This window comes from Pseudooceanicola lipolyticus (assembly GCF_002786325.1).
GTDB classification, from domain to species: Bacteria; Pseudomonadota; Alphaproteobacteria; order Rhodobacterales; family Rhodobacteraceae; genus Pseudooceanicola_C; species Pseudooceanicola_C lipolyticus.
Window position 1 is genome coordinate 1 of the sequence record NZ_PGTB01000388.1, and the last position, 925, is coordinate 925.

Here is a 925-nt window from a genome sequence, read left to right on the forward strand (position 1 = left end):
GCGCCAGCCGCCGGTCGCCGCTGCGATACAGGCCGGGGCGCAGTTCGGGGCCCACCGGCGCTTCGGCCAGGGCCGGGCCGTCGACACCGGGCAGGGTGCCGGCATCGGACAGCACCCCGAACCCGTCCATCACCTGCAGCGGCGTCCAGGTGGTGCCGTCCAGATCCGCCGCGCTGGGCGCCTTGGCGGCCGAAGACACCGCCAGCCGTTCCAGCATTTCAACAAACAGGCCCGACAGCGGCAGCGTCGACCATTCGGCATTGGCGGTGACATGGAACAGCACCACCTGCCCCTGTCCCAGCATCTTGCGGGTGACCAGCGGCGTGCCGTCGCTCAGCGCCGCGATCACCCGGTCGGCCAGCGTCGGGTCCGGTTGCGCCATCACCTGGGCCGACACCGTCACGTCCGACGGGATGCGCAGCCCGTGGAAGGGCGAGTTTTCCGGGAACGCGGCCAGCGCTTTCGGCTCGCCCCAGCTCATCGCGCCCCCCACGCTGCGGCCGCCGGCCCGCAGGCGCACCGGCATCAGCGGCGCCTCGTCCTGACGGCTGACATCGCTGGCGGCCAGGCGCGGCCCGGCAAAGCGCAGCAGCATGCCGCCGGCCTCGATCCACTCGCCCAGAGCTTCCTGCTCGCCCGCCGACAGGGTGGCGACATCGGCCATGATGATCACGTCGGGATTGGCCGGCAGAATATCCATCAGCGCGCCGTCCAGCAGGTCGGCGGTGGGGATCAGGGCCTGTTCCAGGTAATGCAGCGGCGACAGCAGCTCCAGCCCCTCGCGATCGTCGCGGCCGGCGATCAGCGCCACCTCGCGGCGGCGCAGCCCGTCATCGGTCAGCGCCAGCGCCCCGGCCGAGCGCTGGCCGAGGATTTCAAACCGGGTGACCCGCGCGCGCAGTTCCGACGGCAGCGACAGCGCGGT

General features: G+C 72.3%; 1 pseudogene. It reads right to left on the reverse strand.

Features of this window, described 5'->3' with window-relative positions:
- Nucleotides 1–925 (reverse strand): annotated as a pseudogene (locus CVM52_RS26135) (DUF4159 domain-containing protein); the annotation flags it as partial.